This is a genomic window from Corynebacterium sp. HMSC05D08 (assembly GCF_001807215.1).
Classification (GTDB): domain Bacteria; phylum Actinomycetota; class Actinomycetes; order Mycobacteriales; family Mycobacteriaceae; genus Corynebacterium; species Corynebacterium striatum.
In genome coordinates this window covers 14,803-37,819 of sequence record NZ_KV788350.1, presented here as the reverse complement: position 1 = coordinate 37,819, position 23,017 = coordinate 14,803, and the positions used below count along the sequence as shown (strand labels likewise).

The window sequence follows — 23,017 nt, the reverse complement described above, 5'->3', positions numbered from 1 at the left end:
TATGAATGACACCATCGGTTCCGGCACCCCGGGCCAAGATGCTTTTCCGCCAGTAGAGCAACTCTCCTACGAGCAGGCTCGTGACGAGCTCATCGAGACCGTAAAGATCCTGGAGCTCGGCCAGATGGGGCTCGACGAATCACTGAAGTACTGGGAGCGCGGCGAGGCTTTGGCCAAGGCCTGCGAGGCGCACCTTGATGGTGCAGCGCGCCGCGTCGAACAAGCCCTGGGCCGTGTAGACGCAGAGTCGGAGCCTGGGGAATCGCCAGCAGCCGGCTCCCCAGACGAGTCTCTTGAAGAAAACCCCAAGGATGAGTTCTAATGCAGGTTTACGGCTACCCAGGTGACCGCGTCGATTTCGTATCCAAGTCAGGTTCCGCAGGTTCGCTCCTGTTCGGGGATCCCCGCAACCTCGCAGAGGAATTTTTCGGCACACCGCACACTGCGTCCGAAAATGAAATCTCTTACTTCTCCGGGTCTATCGTCTTAAGCTTTAGCGAGGACAAGCTGCGCTCGGTAACCATCCATCCGCAGAAGTCGAAGCGCGAGCGCGTCGATGTCTACTTAGCCAAGACCCGTTTGAGCGGTTTAGACGAAGAAACCCTCGCACAGGCAGTGGAAACTGCTGGCGAGGGCGTCACTACCAGCTACGAAGAGCAGCTGGAATCTGTCACTTTTAGTTAGTTGGTGCAGGTAACCCAGACGGAGCGCTCTCGGCGCTTCCGTCTTCGCTGTGATGAAGCACTGGGGCTTCGGCAAATGCCTTGAGCGCCGTCTCGTAGTCGGCGTCTGCGGCAGAGCCAGAAAGGATCAGTCGGGCATCGCCTAGGTCCGCAATCCACAGCGGCCGCACGTCCGCGTCTTCGCTCTCTAGAACCTTAACCTTGAGACCGGCGACTTCTCGCTCGGACTGCTCCGCACGGTAGTTAGAGTCATAACCCTTTTCAGCTTCCTCAGCAGAAACCTTGGCCTGAGTCGACTCAATGTAGCCCTCGTCAGCAGTCAACCAACTGACAACCGCCGCGTTTTCACCAGCGACAGCGGACCTACGGGCCGCGGTTGGTGACCATCCCTCCGGCATCTTCGGCTCACGAATCACCGAACCGGTTGCACGCGCTTCCATCTCCAAAAAGGTCTTGGCGTCCACGTTTTGGATTGGGCCAGGCTTGGTCTCTGGGTTGATGGTGCACAAACCGGTTGCTCCCACAACCAGAAGCATCGCGATGACGGTCACTCCCAAAGACAAGATGATGTCTTTGGCGCCCTCAAAAATTTTGGGTTTCTCTTCAGCTGCCACGCAGACCAGTATTCCATGCACACTGTTGCGTAACGAAAAGCCGCGTACTTAAAGAAGAATCACACACTCTCGAAAACCGATATGCAGCAAGTTTCCTATTCAGTTGCCCCCGGATCGGGCAAAAGCCCTCTTTCGGGGGCACAAAGCGGACTACAAATCGATGCAAAAGTGCAAGAATAGAAAGGAGTGCCCTGGAAGCTCCCAGCGGCCGCAAGAAAAATGAATGGAAGGCAGCCTAAACACATGTCCGAAAACACTTCTTTCATGCCAGATCGCAACCTTGCAATGGAGCTGGTTCGCGTCACCGAGGCCGCAGCGTTGGCCTCCGGCCGCTGGGTCGGCCGTGGCAAGAAGAATGAGGGCGACGGCGCAGCTGTGGATGCAATGCGCAAGCTCATCAACTCCGTTGCCATGAACGGCGTTGTTGTCATCGGTGAGGGCGAAAAGGACGAGGCCCCAATGCTCTTCAACGGCGAAGAGGTTGGTACCGGCGAGGGCGCAGCCATGGACATCGCGGTTGACCCAGTTGACGGAACCCGCCTGATGGCGGAAGGCCGCCCGAACGCCATTTCCGTTATTGCTGCCGCCGAGCGCGGCACGATGTACGACCCATCCGCAGTCTTCTACATGAACAAGATTGCCGTCGGTCCTGCCGGTGTGGGTTCTATCGACATCAACGAGTCCGTTGAGTGGAACATCAACTCGGTGGCCAAGAAGCTCGGCATCAAGCCGGCTGACCTGACGGTTGTGGTCCTTGACCGTCCACGTCACGAGCAGCTCATCAGCGATATTCGCGCAGCTGGCGCAAAGGTCCGTCTCATCATGGATGGCGACGTCGCAGGCGCCATCGCCACCTGCCAGGACTCCAACTCCATCGACCTGATGATGGGTATCGGCGGCACCCCAGAGGGCATCATCACCGCATGCGCAATGAAGTGCATGGGCGGCGAAATCCAGGGCAAGCTGTGGCCTAAGGATGAGGCCGAAGCTGAAAAGGCTCGCAAGGCCGGTCACGACCTCGACCGCGTCCTTAAGACCGATGATCTGGTTTCTTCTGATAACTGCTACTTCGCGGCAACCGGTGTTACCAACGGTGACATGCTCCGCGGCGTCTCCTACCGTGCAAATGGCGCAAGCACCCGTTCGTTGGTCATGCGCTCCAAGTCCGGCACCATTCGTTACGTCGATTCCGTTCACAAGCTGGCTAAGCTGCAGGAATACTCCGTTGTTGATTACTCCAACGCGGCCGACGCCTAAGCCTTAGCGGCAAAAATCCTGCGGATTTTCTCCGGAGGAATCTTGCTGATGCTTGCCTAACTTTTGGGGGCGTGCATCTTGCACATTTGCGCGCTTTTTAGTCCATACTGGATGAAGTGAAGCGTGCCGCCCACACCACGCACCGTGCCGGGCAACACAATTCTGCTAAATCGTATTCCGCAACCACTACTTGCAGATTCGTTCGATCCTCTTCGACGTCTGGAAGCTGTGGTGCGGACAGCTAAATAAACATCTTTATTCAACACATTCTTTTGAGGTGGATTTCATGACTGAGTACCGCATTGAACACGACACCATGGGTGAAGTGAAGGTTCCTGTTGACGCTTTGTGGCGTGCACAGACCCAGCGTGCTGTAGAGAACTTCCCGATTTCTGGCCGCGGCCTTGAGACTGCGCAGATTCGCGCCCTCGGCCTGCTCAAGGCAGCCTGCGCCCAGGTCAACAAGGACTCCGGCGCGCTCGATGCAGAGAAGGCTGATGCCATCATCGCTGCCGCAAAGGAAATCGCTGAGGGCAAGCACAACGAGGCTTTCCCGATCGACGTCTTCCAGACCGGTTCTGGTACCTCCTCCAACATGAACACCAACGAGGTTATCGCTTCCATCGCCCACAACAACGGCGTTGAGATTCACCCGAATGACCACGTGAACATGGGCCAGTCCTCCAACGACACCTTCCCAACTGCTACCCACGTGGCAGCTACCGAGGCCGCAGTCAACGACCTCATCCCGGGTCTGAAGGTTCTGCACGCATCTCTTACCGCGAAGGCAAAGCAGTTCGCGGACGTCGTTAAGTCCGGCCGCACCCACCTGATGGATGCAACCCCAATTACCTTGGGCCAAGAGTTCGGTGGCTACGCTCGCCAGATCGAGCTCGGCATCGAGCGCATCGAAGCTACCCTGCCTCGCCTAGGCGAGCTGGCTATCGGTGGTACCGCAACTGGCACCGGCCTGAACACCTCCGCTGACTTCGGTGCAAAGGTAACCGAAGAGCTCAAGAAGCTCACCGGTGTCCAGGAACTCAAGGAAGCTGAGAACCACTTCGAAGCTCAGGCGGCTCGCGATGGACTCGTTGAGTTCTCCGGCGCAATGCGCACCGTTGCAGTCTCCCTCAACAAGATTGCTAACGACATCCGCCTGATGGGCTCCGGTCCTCTGACCGGTCTCGCTGAGATCCACCTCAAGGATCTGCAGCCGGGCTCCTCCATCATGCCGGGTAAGGTCAACCCTGTTCTGTGTGAGGCTGCCACCATGGTTTCAGCCCAGGTTATTGGCAACGACGCAGCCGTCGCTTTCGGCGGCGCTAACGGCCACTTCGAGCTCAACGTCTTCATCCCAGTGATGGCTCGCAACGTACTCGAGTCCTCTCGCCTGCTGGCCAACGTCTCCCGCGTCTTCGCCGAGAAGTGCGTCGATGGCATCGAGGCTAACGAGGAGCGCATGAAGAAGTTCGCTGAGTCCTCCACCTCCATCGTTACCCCGCTGAACTCCAAGATCGGCTACGAAAACGCAGCCAAGGCAGCTAAGCACGCCCTGTACCAGAAGATGACCGTGCGTGAAGCTGTCATCGACTTGGGCTTCGTAGACGGTGAGAACCTCACCGAGGCTGAGCTGGATGAGCGCCTCAACGTTCTGTCCATGACCAACCGCGAGCGTGACCGCTTCTAAAAGCCATGACTTAGCACCGCGCTAAGACCACTAAGACCAAAGCCTTCCTTCGCCCTCAACTGAGATTCTGGGCGGAGGAAGGCTTTCTTCTTTCCCCCGTCTGCAGGCGTCGGCACAATCGGAGGAATGCACTCACGAAACGTCGGCCGTAATGCCCAAGCCGCAGCATCCGATGCTGCTAAATAAGCAGCGCGTGGCGGTGCGCCCGGCGAAGCGTCGAACTCCGGCGCCATGGCGGCCATTGCCGAGCAGCCTTTCGGCGCCGCACTTCCCATCATCACAGCCATTGATTTCTCCCTTAATGGCTGCTACTCCATTGCTCGTGCGAAATACATCAACGAGATCTAAACCAAGGTATGCAAACAACCCCTAGGACCTAGATCACACCCTTCCGCTCGTCGTTTAAGAATCACCGAAATTACACTTGGTGCAAAGTTGCATCAAGTGTAAAGTTGCACAGTGTGCAAGAAGAAATGTCATTACGCGAGCAGAAGCGCCTCGAAACGCGGCTACGCATCGAAGACGCGGCCACTTCCCTAGTGGACAAGCGCGGATTCTCCGCTACCACGATCGAGGAAATTTGCGAACATGCAGGAATTTCTCGGCGCACGTTCTTTAACTACTTCGATTCTAAAGACTCCGCTGTACTCGGTTCCCCGAGCGAGATGTTTTCGGACGATCAGCGGACGTATTTTCTTAAAACTCCAACTGAAGATCTTCTGCATCTGACCGTTGAACTCATCAAGAACCACATGCGCGGCCACCACGCCAACCATGAAATTGCTGAGCGACGCCGTCGCATTGCAGGAGACCCGGACGCGGCCGCGGCGTCGTTAAGCCGCAAGCGAGCCAAGTCCTCGGAAATCGCAGAACTCATCAAGCTGCGACTCGAGAAGAACCCCGAGCTCAGCTTGTACCCGGATGTTCTGCCGGAAACGGAAGCGCTGCTCATCGGCGCCATCGTTCGAGAAGCGCTATGGATTGCCACCGCTTCCCCTGAAATCAACTGCGCAACCCCATTCGAGGATCGCCTCGACGACGCATTAAAACTCGTGATTAATTTTTCCAAAGGACTGAAATGGTAGATACCGCACTGACTCCGGCAAATAATGTCGGTGCAGCCGAGCCGGCCAAGGCCGCAGCTGCAGAAAAGAAAGAAAACAACGTCGGTTTGGTCTTCTCCGCCCTCGTGCTCACCATGCTGATGAGCTCTTTGGGCCAGATGATCTTCTCCTCTGCTCTGCCTACCATCGTCGGTGAGCTCGGCGGCGTGGACCACATGAGCTGGGTCATCTCCGCCTTCTTGGTCACCATGACCATCGCCATGCCGATCTCTGGCAAGCTGGGTGACATGGTGGGCCGCAAGTGGCTCTACATCGGCGGCATTGCTGTCTTCGTGATTGGATCCGCGCTCGGCGGCTTCTCCAACACGATGAACTGGCTCATTGTTGGCCGCGCAATCCAGGGCTTCGGCGCTGGATTCATGATGATTTCTTCCCAGTCCATCATCGCTGAGGTCACAACCGCCCGTGAGCGCGGCAAGTTCATGGGCATCATGGGCGGCGTCTTCGGCCTGTCCTCCGTGCTTGGCCCAGTCCTTGGCGGCTGGTTCACGGATGGTCCTGGTTGGCGTTGGGGCCTGTGGATGAACATCCCGCTTGGCCTACTCGCAATCACCGTCTGCACGTTGGTCCTGCACCTACGCGTTGGCGATACCGATTTGCGCAAGTTCGACGTCTTGGGCGCAACTTTTATCGCAATCACCACTGCTTCCCTCATTCTCATGACCACCTGGGGCGGCACTCAGTACGAGTGGTCGGACCCAATCATCATTGGCCTGGGAATCACCGTTGTCATCGGCGCCATCATCACCGTGATCGTCGAGTCCAAGGCGAAGGAACCGCTCATCCCAGTGCACCTGTTCAAGAATCGCAACATGGTTCTGACCACTGCTTCGGGCACTGTTCTGGGCCTCGCTATGTTCGGCGTGCTCGGCTACATGCCTACCTACCTGCAGATGGTTCACACCCTTACCCCGACCAAGGCAGGACTCATGATGATTCCGATGATGGTCGGCCTCATCGGAACTTCCACCATCGTGGGCTTCATCATCGCTCGCACGGGCCACTACAAGATGTACCCAATCATCGGCCTTATCATCACCACGGGCGCATTGTTCTGGATGTCCAAGCTGACCGTGGATACGACCCTGGTTCAGCTCAGCGCTGAGTTCTTTGCCTTCGGCGTGGGCCTTGGCTTCGTGCAACAGGTTCTGGTCCTCATTGTCCAGAACTCCTTCCCCATCGCTTTGGTTGGTACTGCGACTGCGGCCAACAACTTCTTCCGCCAAATCGGCGCTGCGGTGGGAGCTTCCCTGGTTGGCTCGCTCTTCATCCACAACATGAAGGATGAAATGGCAGCAAATATGCCAGCAGCAATCCAGTCCATGGGTCCTGAGGGCGCGCAGTATGCACAGCAGTTCGCAGCCGCAAGCGGCGGTTCTTCCCACTTGACTCCTTCCCTCGTTGTACAGCTTCCGGATGCAATTCAGTCTGTCATCCTGAATGCCTACAACGACGGCCTCACCCCAGTCATCCTGCTGATGGTCCCACTAGCCATCGTGGCGCTGCTTCTCGTGCTTCCAATTACTGAGGAACACCTCAAGGAAGAAATCTCCTAGCGGCACCTTCTCTAGGACGGTAGCTTCGCAACCGATACGTCAAAATCCCCGGCTCAACAGCCAAAGTACCTGTTGAGCCGGGGATTCTTTGCTATATCTCGCTAGTGACTGCCCTCAGCAAATTCCTCAACGATCTTCGCATTGAACGCAGGAAGGTCATCCGGGGTGCGGGAAGATACGAGGCCCTGATCGACGTGGACTTCTTCATCCACCCAGGTTGCACCTGCGTTTCGCAGATCCGTTTTGAGCGATGGGAACGACGTAAGAGTGCGGTCCTTGAGCACGTCAGCGTCAGTAAGAATCCAACCACCGTGGCAGATAACGCCCAGTGGACGGCCTGCCTCAACGTGCTTCTTCACGATTTCCACTGCGGCTTCGTCCATACGCAGTGCATCTGCATTACCCGTGCCACCAGGGAGCACGATTCCGTCGAACTTCTCACCTCGTACATCAGCAGTGGTTGCATCGACGTCGATGCTTGCGCCCTTCTTACCGCTAATGGTGCCTGCCTCAGGGGCAATGACCTTTACGGTTGCACCCGCCTCGCGAACGGCATCGGCCGGCGACGTCAGTTCGGAATCCTCGAAACCGTCGGTTGCGATAATGGCAATTGTCTTAGTGGAAAGATCCGCCATGATTTACTCCTTAGTGTTTCGTTGCTAAGTACAGTTCCCACCATAACCGCGACTCGCAGTTCTCGCAGAGCCGTGGAGCCCATCCCTGTCAACGGCATGCCGGGCGTCAAGCCCCCTGCAATTCAAGCTCTTCGCACATTGAGAACAGCAAACACAGAGTTGGTACCTAATCGGCTACTGGTTGCGCCGCCTTGCGCTTTTCCTCCGGCTTAGGAAGCAGCAGCTCATAGACGTCGGTATCGCGCCACTGGCCCGCCAGTTCGCCGTACGTCATCTTCGCCATGTGCGAGTAAGTTCCAACCTTGACGAATCCGCGCGACTTGTGCAGGCCTGCCGAGCCTTCGTTCTCCGGGAAAATCCAGGAGTGAATGGCCCATTTATGTAGGTCGATGCAGGTCGCAATGAGCTTATCCAAAAGAGCACCTGCAATACCGCGCCCCTGTGCCTGGGAACTGATATAGATGGAGTCCTCAACAACGCCGTGGAACACCGACCGGGAGGAAATCTGGGCAGCGGAAACCCAGCCCAAGACTTTGGAGTCATCGTCAGCTTCAACTGCAACGAAGACGGAGGGCATGATCTTTGCCTTGGTGAATTGCTCAAGGGTAAGCGAACGCGTCTCATACGTCGCGTGGCCGGTGTTCAGGCCCTCTTCATAAATCGCCCGCATTTGGGGATAGTCGGCCGTGACGAACGGACGAATAGTGAAATTCTTCGCGGGTTTGTTTTCTGTCATGTTCTTTATTATTCCAAGACGGTTGCCTATACGGCTATATAAATAATGCAGCGTTAGCTAGCAGTGATCATCCCTGGGCACGTGGGATAAACGCGACGTCGCCAAGCACTGTGTGCACGGCTTATGTTTCGTTTTCCAACAAGTCCGTGACCAGCTCCGCGATGGCCGAGCGTTCCGATCGCTGCAACGTGATGTGTGCAAAGAGCTGATGCCCCTTAAGCTTCTCAATCACCGCCTGGACACCATCGTGGCGGCCCACGCGTAGATTGTCGCGCTGGGCGACGTCGTGAGTCAGCACCACGCGCGAACCCTTACCCAAGCGGGAAAGAACCGTGAGCAAGACATTACGCTCCAAAGACTGTGCCTCGTCCACGATGACGAATGAATCGTGAAGGCTGCGTCCGCGAATGTGCGTCAGCGGCAGGACCTCGAGCAAACCGCGATCCTGCACTTCCTCCATCACGTTGTCAGAGACCAGCCCCTCCAAGGTGTCGTAGACCGCCTGTGCCCACGGATTCATTTTCTCGGACTCGGTGCCTGGCAGGTAGCCCAGAGACTGGCCGCCCACTGCATACATCGGGCGGAAGACCACGATGCGGCGGTGCTCCCCCCGCTCGAGAACCGCTTCCAGTCCTGCGCACAACGCCAGGGCTGACTTACCTGTACCGGCGCGTCCGCCCAAAGATACGATCCCTACATCGGAGTCCAAGAGGAGGTCCAACGCCACTCGCTGCTCTGCTGAACGGCCCTGCAAGCCGAATGCATTGGCTTCGCCGCGGACCAGGCGAATGGTGCCCTCTGCTGTAACACGCCCCAATGCCGACTGACCGCCAGCGTTCAGAGTCACGCCACAATGCACAGGCAGCTCTTCTACGGCAACGCCCGCCTCCGTCAGTGCACCATCGACCATGACTTCCCCATCACGGTAGAGCGCGTCAACGACATCGGGAGAGGTCTGCACTACGGCCATGCCCGTGTAACCAGTAAGCACAACGTCCTGTGCGTGATACTCATCCGCGGGGAGCCCAACCGCGCCGGCTTTGACACGCAGCGGTACATCCTTGGTTACCAGTACCGTGTCCTTGCCCTCATGAGCCAGGTTCAACGCACACGCAAGGATACGGTGATCACCTTCGGACCCACGGAATGCTGCTGGCAGCAGGGACTGGTCTTGGTGATTGAGCTCTACGCGCAGCGTTCCGCCATCAATGTTTACTGGAACCGGCTGATCCAAGGCGTCATAAGAGCCACGAAGGTCCTCCAAAAAGCGAAGAGCTTGACGGGCGAACCAGCCAAGCTCAGGGTGATGACGCTTTCCTTCCAACTCGGAAATGACAACGATAGGAAGGACGACCTCGTGCTCTGCAAATTTGCGCAGCGCCCACGGGTCTGAAAGAAGGACGGAGGTATCAATAACGTAGGTCTTGGTGGCCACAGCGCCCGGGTGCATCGATTCGGTCAGGACAGACGGGTTAGTCATGATGGCAGGGTTCTCCCTTTAGCTGCCACCTCCCCGCGTGTTTCCACGTGCACTGCGCAATGTCAGCGCCGCATGGATTGCGAGGAAGTAGCGGTAGTGAAGCTGGTTAATTTTCGAAACCCAAGAAGCTCCGCCACGGTGATGGTCCTCGCCGATAGCTTTCCTCTTGGTTGTCTTCCAAGCTAGGGGCCGAAGGTTGAAATTACATGGGTGAAAGATGAACATTGCGAAAACGCGAAAAAATCCCTTGGCTCTTTGAACCAAGGGATAAAGCGGTGAAAGCTTAATCGACGAGCTTATTCAACGGTAGCTTCGTACTGGCCGGAGGCACCCTTCATCCACTTGATGGTGCCGTTGGTGAACTTCTGGACCCAGCCGTTGCCTTCTGCCTGCTCAGGAGCGGTCGGCAGACCAACCTTGTTAGCAAGGCCGCCCTCGCCCTTCCAGGTTTCAGCGATCTTACCGATGATTGGCTGCGCACCAGACTCTTCGTTGAAGGCAAGCAGCTTGTCTTCCGCGAAGGTTGCTAGGGAACCGGCGTCAGTGTTCTCGATGCTCTGGACATCGCCCCACTCGCCAGCCTTCTCCTCGATTGCGGAAGCGAATGCTGCCGGAACCTCAAAATCGCCCGCTGGGGTGCTAATGGTCTTCTTCTCGCCAGAGTCCTTGCCCGCAGCGCCTTCAGAAGCATCTGCGCCCTCAGATTCAGACTCAGAGCCCTTCGCGCCAGTTGCGTCAGCGACAGCGGAACCAGCCTTCTCGGTTGCCTCGTTGGCTGCAGACTTAGCTGCGTCACCTGCGGAGTTAGCTGCGTCCTCAGCGTCGGAGCACGCTACTAATGCAAGCGAAAGGGAAGCTGCTGCGAGCCCTGCTGTGAAACGACGGGTGATCTTCTGCATGGGCTACGTTCTTTTCTAAATTTGTTTTCGTAGGAACACAAATAACGCTACGGACGGAAGGCTCACAGCAGCCACCTAATTTTCCGCGATTTGACAAGGAAAATGGCCTATTTCCGCCGTTTCCCCCGCTGAGAGGATTTCTTACTTTTTGATAACAGATAATTTTTTCGTCCCTGAACAGCTCTTTTGTTACCAGCCTGTGACCCACCGCTGGTCTTTTTCTTAGCATTGTTCTGCTTGTGCGCCTTGCCTTGCTCCTTGGCCAGAGCCTCCCGGCGCGCCTGCTTTGCTTTGGACTTCTCTCGAGCACTGAGTTTTACCGCGGTACCGCGCGAAGAATTTTTGGTGCGCCCCTTGGCCACGCCAACGAAAGCCTGGACGTCATCAGCATCGCGTTCCTTTGACCACACCAGCGCAATAGCGGTCCGCGCAACGGTTGGATCATTAAGCCCCAGCGGGACCACCTGCTTTTTGCTCAGCACCTTGAGCAAAGGCCGCGGCGCGATGACGATACCCACGTTCGCGGCCACCACCTGGAGTCCTTCGCGGACCGCGGGAACATCGACCAGTGCGTCATCGCCAATGCGATAGTTCACGTACTCATCCGCCACGTCCGCAGGCTCCACATCCTCCCCTACCTCGGCATAGACGGAGTCCTTCGGCACGGCGATGCCCACGGCTTCTTCATACAGGCGCACCATATGGAAGTCATCGCTAATGCGCTTGTCGACGCCGTCCGCCGGCACGCGCGCCAGCGCCAAGTCGGCGTCGCCCGCCAGTAAGGTGTCGATGGCATCGTCGGAGTCGACCGTGGTGAGGCCACCGTAGTCCGGGTTCGACCGGTAGCGCTCAAACCATTTCCCTGGTTCTGTTCCGGTACTAAAGACGAGTCGCAGCATGCAGACAATATTAGACAATATTACTGGGTGCTATCGCGGGCATCGTTACGCGGCGGGCACAGCACCACCGGGATAACACGAGCCCTAACTTGCGGCATGACATAGGCATGACATGTACTGCGCAATACTGCTACCGTAGGCAACGTGAATGACATGAATAAACAACCTTCCGGCACCGCTATGCGCGCTCAGACCGCTGCTAAGAAGCTGGGCATTTTCCTGCCCGCTACCCCGGAAGAATTCCAAAATAACGCAGTATCGCACGCGGAGCTGCGCGAATTACAGGACAATCCGCCGGAGTGGCTGGTCAAGCTGCGCCTTGAGGGTCCGCACCCACGCCCGGTAGTCGCGCAGAAGCTCGGCATCTCGGTCACGGCCCTTAAGAAGAATGACGTGGATCGTCCGATGACCACCGCCGAGATCAAGGAGCTCCTCGCCGAAATGCCAGAGTGGCTGGAGGCTGCCCGCAAGGCACATGCCGAGAACCGCGATGGTTCGGGCGAGTCGGAAGACTAAGCTCCAGCAGACAAAAGCGGGGGAGCTACCGCGCGGTTACATCGACCGCGCTTTCCCACAGCCGGGCGTTGATGCGCCCGGTTTTTGTGTTTTCTGGGTCTGCTGTGTTTGCTGCTGCCTGCACCATCTTGCCCTCTACAATCCATCGGGTAACTCGCGTCCAGCCATGCAAAGCGCTCGCGCACCAGGCTTGCAGCTCCAGCGCTTCCGCAAGCCGAATCTCCGCCCGGCGCGGTTTAGGCATCAGACCTGCCTCAACCGTGGCGCGCAGCGTGGTCGATTCCAGCACCCAATTCGCGGGCCCCATGGCAGGCCCCTCCTCGTCGAAAAATATGAGAGCAGCGTTGGCCGCCTCGTGTACTACGCCTTCTTCACCATAAAGGAGTGCATCATCCGCGCCGTGGCTTTGGGCTTCGGCGCGCAGCGTGCCCAGCAGCGCTAGGTCCGGGCCCTTGGTCAGCGGATGTATGCGCGGATCAGGTGTGGGAGGTACCCACAGCGTGGTTTCAGTGCGCAGCCGTGGCGCCGGGCGCCACACGACGCCGCCGACCGTCACGCGGGGGAACCACTCGCCGTGCTGCGGGGCGTCGTCAAGCGCCGGGTAGCCCGCGCCAAAACGCGCGCGATGCAGATCCGGGCGGATGGCTCTCCCCTCCCGTACAAGGAAGGAATCCACCCGCGTATCGGCAAGCGCCTCATTGTGGGCCGCAGCTTTATCCTCACTACGCGCCATGACTGCCACCTTGCAGCTGCGCAGGGCTAAGCCCCAGGTGATTGAGAAGCGGGCGGGCCTTGACCATGGTTTCTTCCCATTCGGCTGCCGGATCACTCACGGCGAGGATCGCGCCGCCCACTCCGTAATAGGCACCTCGCTCATTGCTCACGACGGAGCGGATGACCATGGAGAAGTCCGCAGTACCGGTCAGCGAGAGGTAGCCGTAGGCACCCGAATAGACGCCACGCCACGTGCCCTCCAGCTCGCTGATGATGCGCATCGTGCGTTCCTTGGGCGCGCCTGTCATGGAACCACCGGGAAAGGCCGCGCGGATAGCGTCAACCGGGCTAGCGTTGGTCTTGAGCCGTCCGGTCACCTCGCACATAAGCTGATGCACCGTAGCGTAGCTGCGCACCTCAAAGCCACGTGGCACCGTGACGCCATCGCACACGCGGGCCAAGTCATGGCGAACCATGTCCACGACCATGAGCAGTTCAGAGGTGGTCTTGGCGTCCCGCAGCAGCTCCTTGTGCACAGCATCTTCTGCGGGGTCCGCGCTGCGCGGGCTGGTTCCCTTAATCGGTGTTGAGGAGACCATGCTCCATTCGTCGATGCTCAAGAAGTGCTCAGGCGACGTCGAGAGCAATGCGTTTCCAGCAAAGCCCAGGTATCCCGTGCGCTTGCTGGGATTGTCTTCGCGCAGCTTCAAAAAAGTCTCCAGCGGCTGCGGCAAAGGTTCCAGCTCAATGCGGTTGGTCAGGCATACCTCGTATGTCTCGCCGCGTACCTCAAAGTCTTGCGCTGCTGCGATGAGGCGCAAGTACTCCGCCTCGTCATGTATGAGCCTGCCCGAGGATTCCCACGGCTTTGATGTCCCCGTCTGAGCTTTAACTGGTGGCAAATCCCAATCGGCATCGTCCGCGAAGCTCAACAAATAGGTTTTGTTCTCTTCATGATCAATAACGATTGCTCGATCGCAGAACACGAACTCCGCGTCCGGGCCAGGTGCCGGCGGGAAGGCGGTATGTGCCTCCTCGAGTCCAATCTCGTATCCCAGGTAACCCACCCAGCCCAGCGCAAAGTCGCAGCCTGGAATGGGCGCGCCGACGCGCGGTGGCAGGACAAACTCTTCGTATTCACGCGCAGCATGATTAAAGAATCCCGCATCATCCCCTGCTGAAATTGTGTAACTCAGATGCCGCGCACGCGGGCCTGAATCGTCGCCCAGGATGCCGAACCGGCCAGCGTCTAGCCAAAAGACATTGCCGCGCAGTCTCCTGGCGATGTCTTTGATCGGCAGCGGCTCGTCGAGGGTACGCACCGCAAAGTACTCGGCTGCATAGTAGTGCCGAGCGAGTTGGAGGAAGTTGGCTATGAGCCGCTCCCCTGCGTCCGTCATCAGGGATTCAGGGTGAAACTGCACGCCCCAGCGCGGCAGGCTACGGTGTTGAATCGCCATGACGAGGGTGTTCAAGGAAACGTCGTGGGGCGCATCAGTGGCGCGACAGGTGGCGGTGACCTTGAAGCACTCAGGGACTTCGTGAGTGACCAGGGAGTGGTAGCGCACCACTCTATACGGGTTTTCAAGGCCCGCGAACAGGCCAGTCCCGTCATGGTCAACGTGGTCAACCACGCCGTGTGCAGGGGCGGGGGCTGGGCCGACTACACCGCCTTCTAGGTGCACCATCGCTTGGAGTCCAAGGCACACGCCGAGAATAGGACCGGCGAACTCGCGCAGCACATCCGCGCTGATTCCCAAGTCAGCAGGGTTGGCCGGGGTGCCTGGCCCGGGTGAGATGATGGCGGCGTCGTAAAGCGCCAGATCCACCTGAGCCCACGGGGTGTCATTAGGCACCACCGTAGGCTCAGTGCCAGTCACCCGCCGAACGTAGTCCACGAGGTTGAAGGTAAAAGAATCGTGATTATCGACGATCAGCAGGTGCATGGCAATGGGTTGTGTGAATTAGCTTGGAAGGAAGCTTTTAGACGAGCTTCCAGTCCTCGAGGCCATCGTAGAGCGGGTACTGCTCAGCGATCTTGGCAACGCGTCCGCGCAGGGTCTCGACATCAGCGTTCTTGCCCTGTGCCAGAGCAGTACCAATGATGTCAGCAACCTCAGTGAACGCAGCTGCGTCTAGGCCACGGGTAGCAAGCGCCGGGGTACCGATACGCAGGCCGGAGGTAACCATCGGCGGGCGAGGATCGTTCGGCACAGCGTTACGGTTCACGGTGATGCCCACCTCGTGGAGGAGGTCCTCAGCCTGCTGGCCGTCGAGCTCAGAGTTGCGCAGGTCAGCCAGAACCAGGTGCACGTCGGTACCGCCGGTCAGAACGTCCACGCCGGCAGCCTTTGCGTCAGCAGCGGTCAGACGCTCAGCAAGGATGCGTGCGCCCTCGAGGGTGCGCTCTTGGCGGTTCTTGAACTCCTCCGAAGCGGCGATCTTCAAAGCAATAGCCTTAGCAGCGATGACGTGCATCAGTGGGCCGCCCTGCTGGCCTGGGAAGACGTTGGAGTTAATCTTCTTAGCGTAGTCCTGCTTAGCTAGGATCAGACCGGAGCGTGGGCCGCCCAAGGTCTTGTGAACCGTGGTGGAGACAACGTCAGCGTGCGGAACTGGAGATGGGTGCAGGCCTGCAGCAACCAGACCAGCGAAGTGGGCCATGTCCACCCACAGCTTGGCGCCAACTTCGTCGGCGATGGAGCGGAAGGCCGCAAAATCCAGGGTGCGCGGGTATGCGGACCAGCCGGCGATGATGACCTTCGGTTGCTCCTTGATGGCCTGCTCGCGCAGCTTGTCCATGTCGATGCGCATGGTCTCTGGGTCAACCTCATATGCGGCGACGTCGTACAGCTTGCCCGAGAAGTTCAACTTCATGCCGTGAGTGAGGTGGCCACCGTGTGCCAAGGACAGACCCAGGATCTTGTCGCCCGGCTCCGCCAGGGTGGACAGAACCGCAGCGTTTGCCTGCGCACCGGAGTGCGGCTGGACGTTAGCGAACTCAGCGCCGAAGAGCTCCTTGGCACGGTCACGCGCCAGATCTTCGATGACGTCAACGTGCTCGCAACCACCGTAGTAGCGGCGCCCTGGGTAGCCCTCAGCGTATTTGTTGGTGAGGACGGAACCCTGTGCCTGCAGAACGGCACGTGGGACGAAGTTCTCAGATGCAATCATCTCAAGGGTGTCGCGCTGGCGGGCGATCTCACCATTAATGGCGTTAAATACGTCCGGGTCCAGCTCGCGCATCTCTTGGTAGCGCACGTCTGCGGAGTTGTTGGCAGTCATGGAAGCGTTGATTCCCTTCTCGGTTGCTTACAAGGTCGGTTCAAACCTGCTCTACATATTAACTGCCACGCCCCCACGCGGGGGCTGTTGCAGCCACTAAATACATGCAACTTTCACCAAGGACCGATGAAGTGCGACAATTAGGCAATGGCGCGTATTACCGACACCAGTCCTTACCTCGACTTTGACCGCGAAACCTGGCGCCAGCGACGCTTGTCGATGCCCCAGGTTCTTACCGCCACAGAAGTTGAGGCGCTTCGCGGTATCGGTGATCGCATTGATCTCGACGAAGTTGCTGACGTCTACCTTCCGCTGTCGCGTCTTATTCACATGCAGGTCGCAGCACGCCAGGAACTGACCGCCGCCACCGAAGAATTCTTGGGCAACGACCCCGCACACGTTCCTTTTGTCATCGGCATCGCGGGTTCGGTGGCGGTAGGTAAATCCACCACCGCCCGTGTACTCCAATTGTTGCTCCAGCGTTGGGATTCCCACCCGAAAGTGGATCTGGTCACCACCGATGGCTTCCTCTACCCCGCGGATACTCTCAACGAGCGCGGCCTCATGCAGCGTAAAGGTTTTCCAGAGACCTATGACCGCCGCAAACTCATGCGTTTTGTCACCGACGTGAAGTCCGGCAAGGCTGAGGTCAAGGCGCCAGTGTATTCGCACATTTCCTACGACATTTTGCCCGATGAATACCAGGTGGTGCGCCGTCCCGACATCCTGATTCTGGAGGGCCTCAACGTCCTGCAGACGGGCCCTACCTTGATGGTCTCGGATCTGTTCGACTTCTCCGTCTACGTCGACGCGCGGGTGGACGACATTGAGCATTGGTACATCGAGCGCTTCCTCCACCTACGCCACACCGCGTTCCGTGAGCCGGGCGCGCACTTTGCTTCCTATGCGGAGATGGATGACAGCGAGGCCCGCGCGCAGGCCCGCGAGATTTGGCAGTCCATCAACTTGCCAAATCTTGTGGAAAATATTCTGCCCACGCGTCCCCGCGCCTCACTCGTGCTGCGCAAAGGCTCACACCATTTGGTGGAAAAGGTGCGCATGCGCAAGCTTTAGGAGTTGCGCTGTGCCCATTGAACGATGGGCGCCAGCTCCGCAAAGTTGATCCTTCGCGCGCGCTTCCTCAAGCAGCGTCATCCCAACGACCACGACGGCCACTGGGCGGTCACCAAAGTCATGCTTCTTTACAAAATCGGCGGCGGTAATCGATGGGCCATGCACCGGGGACATGACGATGAGCGGTTGCTTGTCGACGCCCAGCTTGTCCAGGTGTGCTTGATTCTTAGCGTCAGCGAGCGGCAAGATTTCGGCGTTGAGCTGATTTGCCAGCTCTTGGGCGTAGCGGTGGGTAGAACCGTAAACAGAGTCGAAGATTACGGTGGTCATGGAGACCTACTTTCCGAAACGGCGGGAGCGTTGCGAGTAATCACGCAGCGCTCGGAGGAAATCGACGCGGCGGAATGCCGGCCAATAAGTGTCAGTAAACCAGATCTCGGAGTATGCCGCCTGCCAGAGCAAGAATCCGGAAAGACGCTGTTCACCGGAGGTGCGGATGACCAGATCTGGGTCCGGCAGCCCCTTGGTGTAGAGGTGGCTAGTGATGGCATCTGCGGTCACCGAGTCGGCGATTTCCTCTGTACTATGCCCCTTCTGAGCCTCGTCGCGGATGAGATTTTGGACGGCGTCGACGATTTCCTGGCGGCCACCATAGCCCACGGCGATGTTGACGATGACGCCCTTGTTGTCCTCGGTGGCCTGCGCTGCGGCGCGCATCTTCTCGGTAACCTCAGCAGGTAATAAATCAAGGTGTCCAACGAGTCGGATTTGGCAGTCCAAGTCCCCCTCGGACAGGTGCTTTACCACGTCGGAGATGATGTCGAAGAGCAGCTGCACTTCTTGGGTGCTGCGCTTAAGATTCTCCGTGGACAGCAGATAGATGGTGACGACCTCAATGTCAGTGTCTTTGCACCACGAGATCATCTCACTGATCTTTTTTGCGCCCTGCCTGTGACCGTGGCTGATATCAGTAAAGCCGGCTTCCCGAGCCCAGCGGCGGTTTCCGTCCGCCATGATGGCTACGTGGCGTGGCTGCGGTTTTCCTTTAATCGCGCGCGCCAAACGTGCCTCATAGACGGGGTACAGCAACTGGCTCAGGAAGCTCACTATTTTTCCTTACACAACATTCCGGTTTCGACGCATAAAACTTCGCCTACAAGAAAGAACGCTTACGGTTGTCAAAGACACCGGCTTCCTTCATTGCCGCATCAACGGCTTCATCGTCGAAAGGATCAATGCCATGGTCTTGAGCAAACATGGTGCGACGGCGGAAACGGGAGTAGCGGCGGTGAAAGTTCCAGCCGGCGAACAGGACAGCCGCGCCCATCAGGGCGAGGATCAACAGGCCGATAGGTGAAGCTTTACCGAACTCTGGGCCCATGGGGCCTTCCTTTGCACCCTGGGCAAGGAAAAAGACATTGGTCTGGATGTCACTTGCAGCAAGAACTAGCGAATCAATTGCGCTCATATCTTAAGACTCCCCTACTTCAGTAATTCCTGCAAATAAATCGCTTTCTGGAAGCTCAGTCGACACACGAGTCTGCGCAAGCTCGAACTCCTCCGTTGGCCACAGGCGCTGCTGAACCTCTACGGATGTGGCCAAGAACGCGCCGGCCGGATCGATCTGCGTCGCATGCGCACGCAGGGCATCATCACGGTTTTGGAAGTAGTCTGCACACTCAACCTGAGTGGTCACTCTTGCCATAATGTCGCCGAATGCTGTGTCCCATCGCGCAAGCATAGGACCGTACGGGCTGGACTTGCCTTCTTCCTCGAGAAGGTCGTGGAAGAGCTTCATGCGCTGATAGACAAATCCGTGAGTGTAGTAAAGCTTCTGTGGCTCCCATGGCTCGCCGAGCCCTGGGTGGTAGGACGGATCTCCTGCCTTCTCCCAGGCAATCATGGATGCGCGGTGCACCATGAGGTGATCTGGGTGCGGGTAGCCGCCAATCTCGTCGTAGGTGATGATGACCTGGGGGCGGAACTCGCGAATCGTCTTCACTAGCTCTTGCGCCACTTCATCGTCTGGGATGAGAGCAAAGCAGCCCTTAGGCAGCAAGCTCTTAAGTTCCGGATCGAATGGATCACCACCGGGGAGACCAGAGTCAACATGGCCGAGCCACTGGTGCTTAACGCCGAGAGCCTTCGCGGCTTGTGCCATCTCTTCGTGGCGGATGGCTCCCATATTTTCTTTAACGCCTGGCTTATCCATGGCGGGATTAATAACGTCGCCGCGCTCGCCGCCGGTGCAGGTAAGCACGAGCACTTCCGCGCCCTCGGCTGCATACTTAGCTGTAGTGGCGGCACCCTTGGAGGATTCATCATCGGGGTGCGCGTGGATGGCTAGCAGGCGCTTGTCGCTCACAGTGGGTTCATCTCCTCTAGCACTGGTATAGGAACAGGGGTCCAGTGTAGTGGATAGTTTGAAAATCTTGAGTGTTGGATAGACTATTGACTATGACTTCCGCCGGTACCCCTCGTTCAGGCGCTCGCTACGGTGCCCGCCCCTCGGCAGACAACTCTGCGACTAAGACCTCAAGTTTTACTAATAAGGCCATTGTGCTCGTTTTCGCGGCAATGTTCATCGCCGCGATTGTTTATGGTGTCCAGTACTTCCAAAAGCGCGAGGAGGTCAACGCCAGCATCTCCTACGTCACACACGAGGTGCTGTCCGACGACTCCATCCGTGTCTGGGCTGACGTCACCCGCAACCACATCGATGAGGACGCGTACTGCATTGTCCAGGCTTACGATTACTCCAAGGCTGAGGTGGGCCGCCGCGAATTTGCTGTTCCTGCCGGCGGCGCTGAGGTGCAACGCATTGCTGTCGACGTCCCCACTAACCACCGCGCGGTAGCCGGCGGCGTTTACGGTTGTTCGGGCAACGTGCCGAGCTATCTCAACATGAATAACCCGGACTATGTGGAGCAGTCCACTAGCTAAACCGGCTCATCTGCTCAGCACAGCAGCAAAGCTGACTCATAACGGTTCTATCCCACAACAGCTTCCCGAACTGTTGCGCTAGGCGACGCCGTGATAATCACCCGCGTGTGCTAGGATTTGTAGCGCTTAGGATAGGTCGCACCTCCTGCGAGTTTGCACGGTGGGAGCTGACCTTTTCCATTAGGTGGGCCCGCAATTGTATAAGGCCCACAATATTTTAGATTCTCCCCGCTTTACGGAAGGTTGCACTATGGCTGAGCAGCAGAAGCAGTACATCACCCCGGAAACCAAGGCCAAGCTTGAAGCAGAGCTGCAAGCGCTTATTGACCACCGCCCGGTAGTCGCTGCGGAAATCAACGAGCGACGCGAAGAAGGCGACCTTAAGGAGAACGCTGGCTACGACGCAGCCCGCGAGATGCAGGACCAGGAAGAGGCCCGCATTAAGCAGATCTCTGAGGTTCTGGCAAACGCCACCACTGAGCGCACCGCTATCCAGGAGGGTGTTGCCGCCATCGGTTCCGTGGTTCACGTTTACTACAACGGTGACAAGGACGATAAGGAAACCTTCCTCATCGGTACCCGCGCTGCTGCTTCTGACAACAAGGATCTTGAGACCTACTCTGAGCAGTCCCCGCTGGGTGCCGCCCTGATCGGAGCGCATGAAGGTGAGACCCGCGAGTACACCGCACCAAATGGCAAGACCATTTCGGTCACGGTGGAATCCGCAGCGCCGTATGATTCAGCTAAGGCCGCAACTCCGCGCCAGGCCTAATTTCATATTCTTAGTTTCAACTCATTCTGGAGAAAGAGCACCCATGAAGAAGTTCTCCCGCTTCGCAACTGCCGGTTTGGTATTCGCTGCAGGTCTGTCTCTGGCAGCTTGCCACCCACCGAACGAGCAGGATTCCACCAGCGAGAAGATCGACAACGCTTCCACCTACACTGGCAAGGCTCCGAAGCCTGCTGAGTCCACGTCTTCGAGCGAGGCATCCGAAAGCACCGCGGCAAACAATCCGGCTGCTTCCGAGTCTGCTGCTGCTAACCCGAACGTCGTGGTTGAGACTCAGGTAGTACCGGCTCTGTAAAACTAAGAAATGGCGCCCATGCACTGTGCATGGGCGCCATTCTTTTTAGTCCGAGTCGGTTCTATCCTTCTTCACGTGCCCATGCTCCGATGACGCCGGGCAGTGCGGCTGGCGGCTCCCCTAATAGATCCCGTCGATTTGGGTCGCTTTCGACTTTGCTGGTGACTGACTTGATACGTCGATCTTCGCCACCACCACGCCCCATCCCGGCCATCATGGGCATCATCCCGCGCCCCATAGTGCCACGAGCAGCGGCTCCCCCACGTGCCGCAGTCAGGGTTGTGTTGGTGCCACCTCCCATGTGCGAACCATTGCCGATGCTTCCTGTGCTGAGCGATCCACCACGAGCGCCCGCCGTGCCCGCCGAACCGGCAAGTGCACCTCCGCCCGCTCCGCTTCCGGTGCTAAATGCCCCAGGTACACCGGCTCCATTGCCTTGATTTAGCGCACCCGTGTTGCTTAGCCCCAGGGCATGCTTACCAGAACCGTAGCTCTTGCTTGCTGGTGCGCCAATCATGGCGGGAACTCCCACATGTGAATTCGCTGGTGTTAGCCCCACACCGCTATTGGCTGCAAGCGTCGCTGGATTGATGTGTTGGTTGGCGCCAGTACTCTGCGGGATGGAGCCAACCCCACCCAAACCAGCCGTGGTGTGGCCTGTCGGCGCGCCTACCGATGGGCTGGCATTGGCACCACTAGTGACAAGGTCTGCTGCAGAGATCGGCGCACCAAGCTGCGCTAGCGACGCCCTGCCACCGTTGAGCAGGTCTTGGTTAAACTTTTGGATCTCAGAATCTGTCATCCCAAGGCCTTCCATCCCTTCGACCTGACCATCGACGATTCCAAAAGAGCCAGGGCCCAATTTCCCGCTAGCGATTGCTTCTGCAATCCTTCGCGGCCATACGACCGTGTTGGTGTCGAAACGTTGGCCATTGCCATTTACGCCACCAAATTGGCTGCTTACATCGCCGCCGCCTGACGGTGGCATGGTTGTCATTAGCGCATGTTGGAAAGGCATCGCGGCGACCACTTGGGTTTGGAGTGCGTTTTGCATAAACGCCAGGCCTGCCTGCTCGGCGGCCTTGCGTGCTGCTGGATCAGGAATCGCCATCGCGGACATGGCCAAGGACATTGCTTTGGGCTGCGACGCCATCAGGTTGGCTTGGAAGCCGAAAAGCTTCTGGCTCATCACCTCAGCATTAGCGATGAAATGATTACCTGATTCCGCCACAGATCGGATCTTTTGTGCTGCCCGCGCGGTTGCTTCACTATCATTTTCGGATTCCAGCGAAGAAGCCGCCTCATTCAATCCATCAACAATTGCCGTGACCTCGTCGGCGAGGCTCTTCCACCGTGAATTGGTTTCTGAGACACTCCAGATCTTGGTATTCAACAAGTCCATCGCCAGCCCCAACAAGTCAGGCCCGACGTTGACCACCGGCATCACAAAACCGAATGGACTGTACCCCGGATCCGGCTGATTCATCACCGGCATCGCCTCACCCGCTACAGAACCTCCCGCGTCAGCGATGTCCAGACCTCGGCTGTTAACTGCGTCTTGTGATTCAAAGCCGTGAGCTTCAGCCATAAGGGTCTTAGCCAACCACTGAATTTGTTCGTTGAAGCTGCGAAGCGAATTGCTGGCGGAGCCAGGATCTGTAGCAATCACTCGCTGATGAATCGCCCCCACATCACCTACTCCATTGACGCTGGAGAAGCTTCCATCAATTGGCGAAGTCGCTTTTGCCGCAATCTGTTGCATTTGGCGTGACAACTTACTGATTTGGAATTGAGTCGACATCATGTTTTCAATCGAAATACGCACTGGTC

The 23,017-nt window shown here is 57.8% G+C and carries 25 protein-coding genes and 1 pseudogene; 12 read left to right on the top strand and 14 right to left on the bottom strand.

Translation table 11 applies throughout. The features are described from left to right. The first annotated feature begins 1 nt into the window (after window position 1). Both HMPREF3148_RS09850 and HMPREF3148_RS09845 read left to right on the top strand, forming a co-directional pair. Window positions 2–322 (top strand): exodeoxyribonuclease VII small subunit, encoded by a 321-nt coding sequence (locus tag HMPREF3148_RS09850; RefSeq protein WP_049152256.1) that lies wholly within the window; start codon window positions 2–4, stop codon window positions 320–322. Beyond that, window positions 322–684 (top strand): hypothetical protein, encoded by a 363-nt coding sequence (locus HMPREF3148_RS09845; RefSeq protein WP_049152255.1) that lies wholly within the window; start codon window positions 322–324, stop codon window positions 682–684. The genes HMPREF3148_RS09850 and HMPREF3148_RS09845 overlap by 1 nt, the downstream gene beginning before the upstream one ends. Here the strand turns inward: HMPREF3148_RS09845 and HMPREF3148_RS09840 are convergent. Next, window positions 677–1,297: a DUF4245 domain-containing protein gene (locus tag HMPREF3148_RS09840; protein ID WP_049152254.1), complete on the bottom strand. Its 621-nt coding sequence runs from the start codon at window positions 1,295–1,297 to the stop codon at window positions 677–679. The genes HMPREF3148_RS09845 and HMPREF3148_RS09840 overlap by 8 nt on opposite strands. Before the next feature lie 243 nt (window positions 1,298–1,540). Between HMPREF3148_RS09840 and glpX the strand changes: the two genes are divergently transcribed. The 5 genes and pseudogenes from glpX (at window position 1,541) to HMPREF3148_RS09820 (ending at window position 6,921) form a co-directional block, all read left to right on the top strand. Then, a complete protein-coding gene (gene glpX, locus HMPREF3148_RS09835; RefSeq protein ID WP_070509058.1) occupies window positions 1,541–2,554 on the top strand; it encodes a class II fructose-bisphosphatase in 1,014 nt (337 codons plus the stop codon). Window positions 2,555–2,840: 286 nt separating this feature from the next. Further along, window positions 2,841–4,241, top strand: coding sequence for a class II fumarate hydratase (locus HMPREF3148_RS09830; RefSeq protein ID WP_034657174.1), 1,401 nt, complete (start codon window positions 2,841–2,843; stop codon window positions 4,239–4,241). Window positions 4,242–4,439: 198 nt separating this feature from the next. After that, window positions 4,440–4,589: pseudogene (locus tag HMPREF3148_RS14195) on the top strand (DUF1206 domain-containing protein); the annotation flags it as partial. 125 nt (window positions 4,590–4,714) lie between these two features. After that, window positions 4,715–5,326: a TetR family transcriptional regulator gene (locus HMPREF3148_RS09825; protein ID WP_168712942.1), complete on the top strand. Its 612-nt coding sequence runs from the start codon at window positions 4,715–4,717 to the stop codon at window positions 5,324–5,326. After that, window positions 5,320–6,921, top strand: coding sequence for an MDR family MFS transporter (locus HMPREF3148_RS09820; RefSeq protein WP_049145238.1), 1,602 nt, complete (start codon window positions 5,320–5,322; stop codon window positions 6,919–6,921). Before HMPREF3148_RS09825 ends, HMPREF3148_RS09820 begins: the two co-directional genes overlap by 7 nt. Window positions 6,922–7,022: 101 nt before the next feature. Here the strand turns inward: HMPREF3148_RS09820 and HMPREF3148_RS09815 are convergent, their stop codons facing one another. The 5 genes from HMPREF3148_RS09815 to HMPREF3148_RS09795 form a co-directional block, all read right to left on the bottom strand. After that, entirely contained in the window at window positions 7,023–7,556 is a 534-nt protein-coding gene (locus HMPREF3148_RS09815) for a type 1 glutamine amidotransferase domain-containing protein (protein WP_049152252.1), read from the bottom strand. Window positions 7,557–7,722: 166 nt separating this feature from the next. Continuing rightward, entirely contained in the window at window positions 7,723–8,292 is a 570-nt protein-coding gene (locus HMPREF3148_RS09810; protein ID WP_049152251.1) for a GNAT family N-acetyltransferase, read from the bottom strand. 121 nt (window positions 8,293–8,413) lie between these two features. Beyond that, the gene (locus HMPREF3148_RS09805; RefSeq protein WP_049145242.1) at window positions 8,414–9,772 is read right to left on the bottom strand and encodes a PhoH family protein; all 1,359 of its coding nucleotides are present in this window, start codon (window positions 9,770–9,772) and stop codon (window positions 8,414–8,416) included. Between the two features lie 296 nt (window positions 9,773–10,068). Continuing rightward, entirely contained in the window at window positions 10,069–10,671 is a 603-nt protein-coding gene (locus tag HMPREF3148_RS09800; RefSeq protein ID WP_049145245.1) for an LGFP repeat-containing protein, read from the bottom strand. 107 nt (window positions 10,672–10,778) lie between these two features. Further along, window positions 10,779–11,570: a LysR family transcriptional regulator substrate-binding protein gene (locus tag HMPREF3148_RS09795; RefSeq protein WP_034657176.1), complete on the bottom strand. Its 792-nt coding sequence runs from the start codon at window positions 11,568–11,570 to the stop codon at window positions 10,779–10,781. Between the two features lie 153 nt (window positions 11,571–11,723). On the opposite strand from HMPREF3148_RS09795, the gene HMPREF3148_RS09790 reads away from it, so the two are divergent. Further along, window positions 11,724–12,086 (top strand): DUF5997 family protein, encoded by a 363-nt coding sequence (locus HMPREF3148_RS09790; RefSeq protein WP_046645446.1) that lies wholly within the window; start codon window positions 11,724–11,726, stop codon window positions 12,084–12,086. A 25-nt stretch (window positions 12,087–12,111) separates the two neighbouring features. Here HMPREF3148_RS09790 and HMPREF3148_RS09785 read toward each other — a convergent pair whose 3' ends face one another. From HMPREF3148_RS09785 to glyA, 3 genes are read right to left on the bottom strand one after another with little or no spacing between them, the layout of a single operon-like run. Beyond that, window positions 12,112–12,819, bottom strand: coding sequence for an aminotransferase class IV (locus HMPREF3148_RS09785; protein WP_049145248.1), 708 nt, complete (start codon window positions 12,817–12,819; stop codon window positions 12,112–12,114). Next, the gene (locus HMPREF3148_RS09780; protein WP_049145251.1) at window positions 12,809–14,746 is read right to left on the bottom strand and encodes a chorismate-binding protein; all 1,938 of its coding nucleotides are present in this window, start codon (window positions 14,744–14,746) and stop codon (window positions 12,809–12,811) included. Before HMPREF3148_RS09780 ends, HMPREF3148_RS09785 begins: the two co-directional genes overlap by 11 nt. A 37-nt stretch (window positions 14,747–14,783) precedes the next feature. Beyond that, window positions 14,784–16,085: a serine hydroxymethyltransferase gene (gene glyA, locus HMPREF3148_RS09775; RefSeq protein ID WP_070419842.1), complete on the bottom strand. Its 1,302-nt coding sequence runs from the start codon at window positions 16,083–16,085 to the stop codon at window positions 14,784–14,786. 147 nt (window positions 16,086–16,232) lie between these two features. On the opposite strand from glyA, the gene coaA reads away from it, so the two are divergent. Beyond that, entirely contained in the window at window positions 16,233–17,159 is a 927-nt protein-coding gene (coaA, locus tag HMPREF3148_RS09770; protein WP_049145253.1) for a type I pantothenate kinase, read from the top strand. On the opposite strand, the gene HMPREF3148_RS09765 is transcribed toward coaA, so the two are convergent. Genes HMPREF3148_RS09765 through mca form a run of 4 tightly spaced genes read right to left on the bottom strand, consistent with a single transcriptional unit; the run spans window position 17,118 to window position 19,524 of the window. Continuing rightward, window positions 17,118–17,489 carry a flavodoxin domain-containing protein gene (locus HMPREF3148_RS09765; protein WP_152681346.1) on the bottom strand — a complete coding sequence of 124 codons (372 nt, stop codon included), beginning with the start codon at window positions 17,487–17,489 and terminating at the stop codon, window positions 17,118–17,120. The two genes, coaA and HMPREF3148_RS09765, sit on opposite strands and share 42 nt — an antisense overlap. A 6-nt stretch (window positions 17,490–17,495) precedes the next feature. Continuing rightward, complete coding sequence (locus tag HMPREF3148_RS09760) at window positions 17,496–18,266, bottom strand: isoprenyl transferase (RefSeq protein WP_005529965.1); 771 nt, start codon at window positions 18,264–18,266, stop codon at window positions 17,496–17,498. Between the two features lie 46 nt (window positions 18,267–18,312). After that, the gene (locus HMPREF3148_RS09755; protein ID WP_046645442.1) at window positions 18,313–18,627 is read right to left on the bottom strand and encodes a hypothetical protein; all 315 of its coding nucleotides are present in this window, start codon (window positions 18,625–18,627) and stop codon (window positions 18,313–18,315) included. Between the two features lie 3 nt (window positions 18,628–18,630). Continuing rightward, complete coding sequence (mca, locus tag HMPREF3148_RS09750; protein WP_049063196.1) at window positions 18,631–19,524, bottom strand: mycothiol conjugate amidase Mca; 894 nt, start codon at window positions 19,522–19,524, stop codon at window positions 18,631–18,633. Window positions 19,525–19,616: 92 nt separating this feature from the next. Here mca and HMPREF3148_RS09745 point away from each other — a divergent pair, with 92 nt between their 5' ends. From HMPREF3148_RS09745 to HMPREF3148_RS09735, 3 genes are all read left to right on the top strand, one after another. Next, window positions 19,617–20,102 carry a DUF4307 domain-containing protein gene (locus tag HMPREF3148_RS09745; protein WP_049063195.1) on the top strand — a complete coding sequence of 162 codons (486 nt, stop codon included), beginning with the start codon at window positions 19,617–19,619 and terminating at the stop codon, window positions 20,100–20,102. 250 nt (window positions 20,103–20,352) lie between these two features. Next, window positions 20,353–20,874, top strand: coding sequence for a transcription elongation factor GreA (gene greA / locus HMPREF3148_RS09740; protein ID WP_005529969.1), 522 nt, complete (start codon window positions 20,353–20,355; stop codon window positions 20,872–20,874). Window positions 20,875–20,917: 43 nt separating this feature from the next. Continuing rightward, entirely contained in the window at window positions 20,918–21,187 is a 270-nt protein-coding gene (locus HMPREF3148_RS09735; protein ID WP_005529970.1) for a hypothetical protein, read from the top strand. 61 nt (window positions 21,188–21,248) lie between these two features. Here the strand turns inward: HMPREF3148_RS09735 and HMPREF3148_RS09730 are convergent, their stop codons facing one another. Further along, window positions 21,249–23,012 carry a hypothetical protein gene (locus HMPREF3148_RS09730; RefSeq protein ID WP_236081473.1) on the bottom strand — a complete coding sequence of 588 codons (1,764 nt, stop codon included), beginning with the start codon at window positions 23,010–23,012 and terminating at the stop codon, window positions 21,249–21,251. Window positions 23,013–23,017: the final 5 nt, after the last annotated feature.